The organism is Saccharopolyspora sp. NPDC002686 (genome assembly GCF_040295745.1).
In the GTDB taxonomy this organism is placed as follows: domain Bacteria; phylum Actinomycetota; class Actinomycetes; order Mycobacteriales; family Pseudonocardiaceae; genus Saccharopolyspora; species Saccharopolyspora oryzae.
Genome location: NZ_JBEOVY010000323.1, coordinates 1 through 8,896, shown reverse-complemented (window position 1 = coordinate 8,896; position 8,896 = coordinate 1). Strand labels below are relative to the sequence as shown.

At 70.2% G+C, this 8,896-nt stretch carries 10 protein-coding genes; 6 read left to right on the top strand and 4 right to left on the bottom strand.

Annotation, left to right across the window (positions count from 1 at the left end):
- Positions 1 to 131 precede the first annotated feature (131 nt).
- Positions 132 to 1,235, bottom strand: coding sequence for a carboxylate-amine ligase (locus tag ABTZ89_RS30920; protein WP_351051335.1), 1,104 nt, complete (start codon positions 1,233 to 1,235; stop codon positions 132 to 134).
- A gap of 179 nt (positions 1,236 to 1,414) precedes the next feature.
- Entirely contained in the window at positions 1,415 to 1,648 is a 234-nt protein-coding gene (locus ABTZ89_RS30915) for a hypothetical protein (protein ID WP_270949908.1), read from the bottom strand.
- 318 nt (positions 1,649 to 1,966) lie between these two features.
- Between ABTZ89_RS30915 and ABTZ89_RS30910 the strand changes: the two genes are divergently transcribed.
- From ABTZ89_RS30910 to ABTZ89_RS30900, 3 genes are read left to right on the top strand one after another with little or no spacing between them, the layout of a single operon-like run.
- Positions 1,967 to 2,179, top strand: a complete 213-nt coding sequence (locus ABTZ89_RS30910; protein WP_270949906.1) for a hypothetical protein — start codon at positions 1,967 to 1,969, stop codon at positions 2,177 to 2,179.
- Positions 2,176 to 2,715 carry a DUF6879 family protein gene (locus ABTZ89_RS30905; RefSeq protein ID WP_351051331.1) on the top strand — a complete coding sequence of 180 codons (540 nt, stop codon included), beginning with the start codon at positions 2,176 to 2,178 and terminating at the stop codon, positions 2,713 to 2,715. Before ABTZ89_RS30910 ends, ABTZ89_RS30905 begins: the two co-directional genes overlap by 4 nt.
- Positions 2,712 to 3,557, top strand: a complete 846-nt coding sequence (locus ABTZ89_RS30900) for a helix-turn-helix domain-containing protein (RefSeq protein ID WP_351051329.1) — start codon at positions 2,712 to 2,714, stop codon at positions 3,555 to 3,557. Before ABTZ89_RS30905 ends, ABTZ89_RS30900 begins: the two co-directional genes overlap by 4 nt.
- Positions 3,558 to 3,560: 3 nt before the next feature.
- Here ABTZ89_RS30900 and ABTZ89_RS30895 read toward each other — a convergent pair whose 3' ends face one another.
- The gene (locus ABTZ89_RS30895) at positions 3,561 to 4,733 is read right to left on the bottom strand and encodes an MFS transporter (RefSeq protein ID WP_351051326.1); all 1,173 of its coding nucleotides are present in this window, start codon (positions 4,731 to 4,733) and stop codon (positions 3,561 to 3,563) included.
- Positions 4,734 to 4,844: 111 nt separating this feature from the next.
- Between ABTZ89_RS30895 and ABTZ89_RS30890 the strand changes: the two genes are divergently transcribed.
- Positions 4,845 to 5,216, top strand: coding sequence for a MerR family transcriptional regulator (locus ABTZ89_RS30890; RefSeq protein WP_270949902.1), 372 nt, complete (start codon positions 4,845 to 4,847; stop codon positions 5,214 to 5,216).
- Here ABTZ89_RS30890 and ABTZ89_RS30885 read toward each other — a convergent pair.
- Positions 5,213 to 5,947, bottom strand: a complete 735-nt coding sequence (locus ABTZ89_RS30885; RefSeq protein WP_351051322.1) for a class I SAM-dependent methyltransferase — start codon at positions 5,945 to 5,947, stop codon at positions 5,213 to 5,215. The two genes, ABTZ89_RS30890 and ABTZ89_RS30885, sit on opposite strands and share 4 nt — an antisense overlap.
- A gap of 291 nt (positions 5,948 to 6,238) precedes the next feature.
- Between ABTZ89_RS30885 and ABTZ89_RS30880 the strand changes: the two genes are divergently transcribed.
- Both ABTZ89_RS30880 and ABTZ89_RS30875 read left to right on the top strand, forming a co-directional pair.
- A complete protein-coding gene (locus ABTZ89_RS30880; protein ID WP_270949900.1) occupies positions 6,239 to 7,621 on the top strand; it encodes an MFS transporter in 1,383 nt (460 codons plus the stop codon).
- 694 nt (positions 7,622 to 8,315) lie between these two features.
- Positions 8,316 to 8,840: a MarR family winged helix-turn-helix transcriptional regulator gene (locus ABTZ89_RS30875; RefSeq protein ID WP_351051319.1), complete on the top strand. Its 525-nt coding sequence runs from the start codon at positions 8,316 to 8,318 to the stop codon at positions 8,838 to 8,840.
- Positions 8,841 to 8,896: the final 56 nt, after the last annotated feature.

The following is an 8,896-nucleotide window of genomic DNA, read 5'->3' as shown; positions in this document are numbered from 1 at the left end:
GTCTTTGTGGGCGTGGTGCCTTGGTGGTCTTTTGGTTTACCGTAGTTTTCCCTTTTTGGGGCTGGGGGGTTGTGGTTGGTGGGGGCCCCGATCTAAACGGCCCGAGGGCGCCCCTTCCGCGCCGCTGGTCGCTAATCCGGCAGACCGGCCCGGGTTTGGTCGGCGAGCAGTGCGATGACGTCCGCCATGTCGTTGCGGCGGACGTGTGCTCGACGCTGGCGGTGCGCGCCGCTGCCGTGGCGGAGCAAGCGGTCGAGGAGGTTGCCGACGCATCGGGCATCGCCGTTGGCTTCCAGCGCTGGCTGAGCAGCTGCGAGCAGTTTCTCCAGCAGAACGTGGGCGGGGATCAGCTCGCCGTCGATGTCCAGTCCGCGGCCCTCGAAGCCGTCGTGCGCCGCCCGCCAGAGTGCGAGCCGCAGCTGCTGGTCGGGGAGCTCGGGTGCTGGCCGTCCCTCGGCGACGTCGTGCAGCGCTCTCGTCGTCAGAGCGCGGATCAGCAGTGCCAGCAGCAGTGATTCCTCGGCGGTGCCGGACGCGTCGGCGATGCGGAACTCCAGTGTGGACAGATGTACCGCCGGTCGGACGAACCAGTAGACCATCGCGCGGTCCAGCGCGGCACCGCTGTCCAGCAGCAGCTGCACGGATCGCTGGTACGAGGCCGGGTTCCGGTGCAGCGGCGGTGGTCCGGCCGACGGCAGCCTCGACCACACCACGCTCCGCCAGCTCGCGTGCCCGGTGTCGCGGCCGTCGCAGAACGGGGAGTTCGCGGTCAGCGCCAGCAGCGCGGGCAGGTGCGGGCGCAGGTGGTCGGACACCGTCAGGGCGGTGGCCAGGTCGGGCATCCCGACGTGCACGTGGCACCCGGCGGTGGTGTGCGAGTCGAGCAGCAGGCCGAACCGGTCCCGGATGGTGCGGTACCGGGCCTTGTCGGTCAGCGGCACCGGATCGGGCAAGCCGAGCGGCGAGAACCCGGTCGACACCAGCAGCGAGTCGTGCTGGTCGGCCGCGGCGGCGAGGTCCCGCCGTGCCGCGACCAGTTCGCGGTGGGCCTGTTCGGCGCTGCGGCACACCGGGGTGTTGGCCTCCAGCTGGAAAGTGGCCAGCTCGGCGGTGAAAGCGCGATCGGGGAACTGGCGCAGGACCTCCGGAGCGCGAGTCGAAGGACGGCCGGTTCTCGGGTTCAGCAGCAGGAATTCCTCTTCGACGCCGAAGGTCGGCAACCGGCCGCCGCGCATCGAACCTCCCTTCGGCGGGCTGGACGAGGAGCGCCAGCAGAGCCAGTTTCCGGCTCTCGCGGTGGTTTGTCACTCGCCCGGAAGCGCCACGCCCGGCGCTGACGTCCACTGTGGAACATCGAGGGTCCGGCCCGGTGCGAGTCGGGGTTCAACACCGGGCCGGAGGTCCGCGATCGGCGTCAGGGTGCGGTCCGCCGGTTCTTCAGGAAGTCGTTGCACCGCATGCACGTCGGTGCCGTGCGCCAGTCCATCTCGCCGGGCGCGGCCATCGCCACTTCAGCGCCGCACGCAGCGATTTCCACCGGTTGCCCCGCCCAGCGCCGACCTTGGAAGGCGTGCCGCTCGAAAGCGCCGGTCTCCGGATCCGGTGCGGGCAACCAGTAGTGCCGCTCGGTCTGCTGCAGCCCGATCACGCCGCCGCTCCCGGGGAAGGCGTTGAGACCGGCAGCAGGTGAGAGGCGAGCGGGAGGGGGATCGTGACCACCGGGAACCAGCAGATGCTCACGTGCTCGCCCGCCTCTCAGTCTCCTGTCCCCCCGGGTGCTGCCAGTATGGGAACGATCGCCCTCGCACATCAAGCAATCCGCGCAATCACCAACCGAACGGCCCAGCAGGTCGCGACACGCGCAAGTCACCCGGATCGGCTGTCCGAGTTGCGCCGCACCCCGAGCCTTGACCGAATGCACGTATTGCACGGACGATGCATGAATCTTCCGAACTAGGAGGACCAGGTGAAGTTGACCTTCTGGGGGACGACGTCCCACGCGGGTACCTGCCCCACGCTGTACAGCACCGACCAGGGCACCTACGTCGTTCAGGGCTACAAGGTCACCGATCCGGAAGCGCTGGCCGCGCTGCGCGAGCGCGGCCTGCCCGACCACGAGACGGCGGTGGAGGTCCCGGCCGCTTTGCTCGACGTCTTCGTGCCGAAGGCGGCACCGTGAGTTCCTGGGTCTTACCGGGCGCGCAGTTCGAGGAACTGCTGCGCTCGTTCCGGCATCGGGCGTGGCGGTGGGAGTGCCAGGGCACCTACCGCCAGCCGGCCGAGGCCGAACCCTGGCGGCGCTGGCGAGCCGGTGAACCCGACGATCTGGCTTGGTTGCGCCCCTGGCTGGACCAGGTGGCGGCGGCGACCCGGGCGGGGCGGTTGTTCGCCCGGGTGCGCGTTTTCCAGGAGCCGCCAACGGAATACCAGTTGTGGCAGCTCGACGTGGGCCCGGCCAACGTCGCCGCGGGCGAGGACGTCCGGGTGCTCCCCGAATCCCGGGCGCGGGCGCTGGGCCTGCCCACCCACGACTTCTGGCTCTTCGACGAGGCGCGGGTCGCGCTGATGCACTTCGAGGACCAGCGGTTCGCCGGTACCGAGATCATCGCCGGCCAGGGGGAGGTGGACCGGTACCGGAGCTGGTGGGAAACTGCGCGCGAGCACGCGGTTCCGCTGCTGGCCTACCGGCACGACCTGCTCGGGAGGCGCCGGTGACCGACTTCGACACCCGCCGCCTCGCATTCGGCGATGCGCTGCGGCGATTACGCGTGGAAGCCGGGTTGTCCGGCAAGCAGCTCGCGCAGCTGGCCGGATGGCCCCCGTCGAAGGTCTCGCGGATGGAAACCGCGAACCAGTCCGTCGCCGATTCCGACGTGGTCGTCTACTGCCGGCTGACCGGCGCGGGCGAAGCCGTCGAGTCCGAGCTGCGGCAGGAGTTGCGCGAGATCCGCCTCGAAGCGGCGAGCTGGAAGCGCCAGCTGCGCACCGGGAACAGCGCCCGGCAGGAGTACGGCAAGCAGCTGGAGCACGACGCCGAGCGCATCCGGTTGTTCGAGATCGCGATGGTGCCGGGCCTGGTGCAGACCGCCGAGTACGCCCGGCACATGTTCGAAGCGGTCGCCGTGCTGCACCAGAACCAGCTGGACATCGCCGAGTCGGTCGAGCGGCGGATGGCCCGGCAGGAAGTCCTCTACCGGCCGCGGACCGAAGTGCAGATCGTGTGCTCGGAAGCAGGTCTGCGGCACCCGATCGCCCCGCCGCAGGTGATGGTGGGGCAGCTCGACCGGTTGCTGGCCCTGGCCGGGATGTCGACGCTTCGCCTGGCGGTGCTGCCGATGGACGTGCAGCTGACCGCGGTGCCGCAGCACGGTTTCGTCATCATCGACGACATGGCGCTGGTGGAAACGGTGAACACGGAGATGACCGTGACCGACCCCGACGACCTGGCGCGCTTCCACCGGCTCTTCGACGTGCTGCTGGCGGCTTCGCTCGAGGGCCCCGACGCGCGCGCCGTGCTGCACCGGCTGATCGAGCAATACGGCGCGCTCGGAGGCTGAGCTTCAACTGTCCCGGAACGCGCGCCGCCGAGCCGCGATCCCGAACGCGGTCGCGGCGAGGGCCGCGGCCAGCCAGGGGAGCGGTGTCGTGTTGCCCGCGAGGTCGAGAGCTGCACCGCCCAGGTACGCGCCCGCCGCGATGGCGATGTTCCAGACGGTGATGGTCAACGACTGCGCCAAGTCCGCATCGCGCCCCGCGACTCTCGCCGCCGCTGCCGGGAACATCGTCGGTGCGCCACCGAAAGCCACGCCCCACACGGCAACGGCGAAGAGCAGCACCGGCCACCAGTCGGTGACACCGATCAGCGCGGCCGCGATGGCCACCAGCGAAGTCGAGGCGAGGACGAGCTGCCGCAGCCGGCGGTCGACGAGCGACCCGACGATCCACAGGCCCAGCACCGAAGCGACGCCGAAGACCAGCAGCGCGGTGCTGAGCAGCTCGACCAGACCGGCGTCGGCGAGCACCGGGCCGATGTAGGTGTAGAGGACGTTGTGCCCGAGTGCCAGGGCAAAGGTCGTGATCAGGACGGTGCGGAATCCCGGCGTGGCGAGGACGTCCTTGGTGCTGGCGCGCTGCTGCGCGGCTTGTCCGGGCAGCCGTGGGACCTGCCAGAGGACCCAGCCGATCAGCACGGCGGTGATCACCGCCATCGCGCCGAAGGCGTAGCGCCACCCGAACAGCTCGCCGAGCAGCGTGCCCGCCGGAACTCCGACGGCGAAGCCGATCGGCGTGCCCGCCATCGCGATCGCCAGCGCCCGCCCGGCGCGCTCGGCGGGCACGATCCGCATGGCGTAACCGGCGATCATCGCCCACATCACGCCCGACACCGCGCCGGCCAGCACTCGGGCCACCAGCGTCAGCGGGTACCAGGGCGAGAGCGCGGTGACCGCGTTGACCACGGCGAAGCCGATGATCAACCCGAGCAGCAAAGCGCGGCGCGGCAGCCGCCGGGTCAGCGCGGTCAGCGGGACCGAGGTCGCGGCGGTGCTGATCGCGTAGACCGCGACCAGCTGCCCGGCCTGCGATTCCGAAACCCGCAGATCGGCGCTCATCGGAAGCAGCACACCAGCGGGCAGCGTCTCGGTCAGGCAGCCGACGAGCACGACCGCGGCGAACGCCAGCAGCGCGCCGAGGGGCAGTTTCGCGGTGTTCGGCGCATCGAGGTCAGCAGTCATGCGCCCAACACTGCGGACCTCACACCGGTGTGAGGGCAAGCGCGGTCCGGGTGATCTGGCGCACTCGCGCGGTTTTGGATAATGGACGCATCCGGCTTCGGGGAGGTTCAGGTGCGGATCGGTGAGCTCGCGGAGCGGACCGGCGTGTCCGTGCGGTTGCTGCGCTACTACGAGGAGCAGGACCTGATCCGCCCGGCGCGCGACGAGCTCGGGCACCGCGCCTACGGGGACGGCTCGGTGGATCGGGTGCACAAGATCCGCGGCCTGCTGGACTCCGGGATCCCCACCCGGATCATCCGGGACATCCTGCCGTGCCTGGAGAAACCCGGTGCCATCCACATGCGGATCGTCGCCCCCGAGATGCTGGCCAACCTCGAGGAGGAGCGGGCGAAGATCAAGGAGCGGATGGAGACGATGGCCGACAACCTCTCGGCCATCGACGACTACTTGGCCAAAGCCCGCCCCAACCTCCGCCAGCCCTAGGACGAGCGCTGGGCGCTGATCCAGAGCACCGGGCCGGCCCGGTGGGTGTGCACGATGCGCATCCCGGAGGCGTACAGCTGCTCGGCGACCTCGTCCGGCCCGAAGAAGGTCAGCCCGGCGCGGTCGCCGACGAGCCGCACGGCCTGGTGCATGAGGCCGCCGCGCGGTGTCGGGACCATGACCGCCAGCCAGCCGCCAGGTGCGAGGACGCGGCACGCCGCGGCCAGGACGTCATCGGGCGACGGGATCAGCTGCAGTGCCGCCAGGCTGGTGACCAGGTCGAACGTGCCGTCCGGGAACGGCAGGTCGCGCGCGTCGGCGCGGATGAACCCGACGTTGTCGGACGTTTCGGTGCGGGCCGCCCGCGTCAGCATGGGGCGCGAGACGTCCAGTCCGATGGCGAGCCCGGTCGAGCCGACCTGGCGACCCAGCGCGGCCGTGACGTTGCCCGGACCGCAACCGATGTCGAGCACCCGGCCGCCGAGCGGTGGGTGGGTTCGAGCAGGCAGCCGGTAGAAGGCCGGGGACACCCGGCGGGCGAACGACTGCACGTGGTCGTAGAAGCCGGAGCCGAGCCCGGACTCCCAGAACGACTGGATCAGCCCGGACGGCTCCTCGGGATGACCACCGAGCAGATCCAGGTAGCCGGATTCGAAAACCGGCTCCTCCGGAGCGGACTTCAGCAGCGGCAGCACCCGGGTGAACACCTGCGGTGTCGACTGGTCGGTCATGCGCACCTCCCACCGGCCAACACTAGGCAGCTGCCGAGCCGGCTGCCAACAGGCGCCCCGGCGTGCCCTACACTCGGACCGTGGTCAAGAGCTCCTAGGTGTGGGCTCGCCCTCCGATGAGGCGGTTTCGCCGGGCGGAGGGCCGTTTTCCGCTGTCGTGACCACGTCGGCTCCCGTTCGGTCGAGCCCTGCACCCCTGGTTCCACCGCGCCCCGCGCGGCATCTCGTGCTGCCTGACCTCGGTGCGTTCGACGTGCTCACGCTTCCCTGCTTTCCAAGACGAGGAGTGGTATGAGCGTGCCGAAGAGGTGCGTGCTGGTGCTGACGGCGGTTCTGCTGTCGTCGCTGACCTTTCCGCTGACGATCACCGGGGCGTCCTTGGCGCTGTCCGGCATCCGCGAGGACCTGGATGCCGGGCTCGCCGCGACGCAATGGGTGGTCAACGGCTACAACGCCTGTTTCGCCAGTTTCCTGGTGTTCACCGGTTCATTGGCCGACGTGCTCGGCCGCAGGCGGATCTACGCCGCGGGCCTGGCGCTGTTCTGCGCGAGCAGTGCGATGAGCGCGCTGGCCGATGACGTGCTGGTGCTCAACCTCGTCCGCGCAGTGGGCGGTGTCGGCGCTGCTGCTGCGACGACGGGTGGTTCGTCGCTGCTCGCCGCGACCTTCCAGGGGGCGGCGAGGAGTCGGGCGTTCGGACTGCTGGGGACGGTGCTCGGAGTTGGGCTGGCCTTCGGGCCCACCGTCGGCGGTGTGCTGGTCGAGACCCTGGGCTGGCGAGCTGTCTTCGCGGTGCCGGCGCTGATCGCCGGGCTGGTCCTGTTGCTGGTGCCCGCACTTCCGGCGTTGCCCGGAGAGCCGGGGCGCGGCATCGACTGGCCGGGTGCGGCGCTGTTCACCTCGGCGCTGTTCCTGCTGATCTTCGCGCTCGACGAAGGACCTGCGCTGGGCTTCGGAAACCCGCTCGTGGTCGGCGGGTTCGTCGCCGCGCTCGGGCTCGGGGTCGCGTTCGTCGCCGTCGAACGGCGTCGACCGGATCCGCTGTTCCAGCTCGATCTGCTGGTCAACCGGCGGTTCCTGGCGCTGGCCGTGGCCGCCGGGGCGCACATGGGCGTGCTGGTCCCGCTGCTGGTGTACCTGCCGAGCTACCTGATCTCGGTGGTCGGGTTGTCGGCCGGGCAGGCCGGGATCTGGTTGCTGATGCTGACGTTGCCGACGGTGTTCCTGCCGACCGCAGGAGCGGTGGTGTCCCGGTGGCTGCGCCCGATGTCGGTGGTCCTCGGCACCGTCGCGCTGAGCGGAATCGGCGCACTGGCGCTGGTGACCGTCGGACCGGACAGCACCCCGCTGCACCTGCTGGTGCCGTTGGTGCTGATCGGCGCCGGTGTCGGGCTGTCCAACGGGATCCTCGACGGGCTGGCGATCGGCAGCGTGCCGACCGAGCAGGCAGGTGCGGCGTCGGGCACCTTCAACACGGCCCGGCTGGTCACCGAGACGATCGCGCTCGCCGCGGTCGGGGCGGTGCTGGCCGCGGTCGGCGGCGGACAGCTCACCGGAGCGGCGTTCACCTCCGGTCTGCACGTCGCGAGCGTGCTGCTGAGCTGCGCCGCAGCGATCGCGATCGGATGCGTGGTGGTCCTGCTGCGCCGAGCTGAGCTCGTCGAGCACCGGTGATCGAGCGGGGGCGCGGGCGACCGCGTCCCCGCAGCACCCGGTGGACAGCACGAAACCCCGGTAGCCGTCGGCGGCGACCGCACTTTGAGCATGTACATGGCGGCGAACCCGGCTCCGATGATGACGACGTCGTGCTGCGGGCGGTCGTGGTCCATCCGGTCGCACTCCTCTGCCTCGGCGGGTGCGTCGTCGTGCCTGGCCCGGGTGACTGGTGCAGCCGAGCATGCCCCGGTGGTGCGCGGGGAGGCAAGACCGCACCCGGCTGGTGAGCATCGGGAAAACTTCCTTGCCCGACCGGCCGGGAGCGGGCAAGGTGGCGGTCGCACCGATCGGACGGGACGCGTTCCCGGCCGGGTGCGGCCTGGCGGGACAACGGCGTCTTGCCAGGCGTCGGGGAACGGGTCGAACGCGTTCGGCCCAGCAAACGGAAGGTTTCACGTGCGCCAACACCTGCAGCGGTCGATGCGAACATCGTGGCGGCAACCGAGCACGACCCGCCTGTTGCTCAAAGCGGCCTGGCTGGAGATCCGCGCAGTGCTGCTGTGAACGCCGGCGCCCATCGGGCGCACCCCGCCGATGTCCGGGACGGACGTCTCGAGGCGCGGGGTCGAGAAGGGAGACCTGGGCCGGTTGGTGGCCCGCGCCCCCACCTGAGATAGTCAATGCATTGACTATCTTCTGCCCGGGAGGCGCGATGGCGGCGGACGAACTGGACTTCTGGTCCTTCGTCGAACTGGCCAACCACCGGTTGTCCGAGGAGTACGGCTTCCAGCACCAGCTGGCCACCGAGGTGCTGCTGGCCCTCAACCGGGCGTCCAACATCGTCACCTACGACCTGGAAGCGGCCGTGCACCGCCCGCGCGGCCGCTCCTGGTCGGGCTTCCGGCTGCTGTTCGTCACCTGGCTGGCGGGACCGCTGGAAGCGAAGAAGGCCGCCGAGCTGACCGGCATGAGCCGCGCCGCGGTCTCGAACCTGACCAAGACCTTGGTGGGCGACGGGATGCTGGAGCGCACGCCGGGCGAGCACGACGGCCGTTCGGTGCTGCTGTCGCTGACCGAGCGCGGCCAGCACGAGATGCTCGAAGTGTTCCAGGCCCAGAACGAGCGCGAGCACGAGTGGACCAGCGTGCTCACCGAGGCCGAGCAGCGCATCCTGGTCATGCTGCTGGACAAGCTGATCACCAACCGCGACCAGTTCGACATCCGCGGCCGCAACTGAGCCGTCCGGTCCGGCGGTCCGCAAGTTCAATGGAAATCAGACGTCCGATTTCCATT